This is a genomic window from Paraburkholderia sp. SIMBA_054 (assembly GCF_046534875.1).
GTDB lineage: Bacteria > Pseudomonadota > Gammaproteobacteria > Burkholderiales > Burkholderiaceae > Paraburkholderia > Paraburkholderia hospita.
In genome coordinates this window covers 1-344 of the sequence record NZ_JAWRXV010000402.1, presented here as the reverse complement: position 1 = coordinate 344, position 344 = coordinate 1, and the positions used below count along the sequence as shown (strand labels likewise).

Below are 344 nucleotides of genomic sequence, written 5' to 3'. Positions count from 1 at the left end.
CCGCGCTGGCCGCGCGAATTCTCGAACGCTTGCAGCAGCCGCTAGACATCGCCAGTAATGCACCGCCCGACAAGTCCAACGCACCCGACGCAACCGATCTGGAACCCCGCACCTGGCGCTGCGCGCAAAACCTCGCGCAGGCGCGTTGCGCCGCACTCGAAGGTCTGCTGCGCCTCCAGTTCGGCGACAGCGCCCCGCATGCGGAGCGCGGCAACAGCGCGGCCGCGCGGCTCGTCGTCTATTTGCAGGCCGGCCACAAGCTGCGTTCGATGGACGCCGACCTCGGCGCGACGCCCACCGATCTCAACGACGACGCCACGTATCGCATGTTCATCGACGATCCG

The 344-nt window shown here is 68.0% G+C and carries 1 protein-coding gene; it reads left to right on the top strand.

Features of this window, described 5'->3' with window-relative positions:
- Positions 1–344, top strand: a 344-nt coding sequence (locus tag SB822_RS55660) for a hypothetical protein (protein ID WP_410858919.1), incomplete at both ends; no start/stop codon positions are given.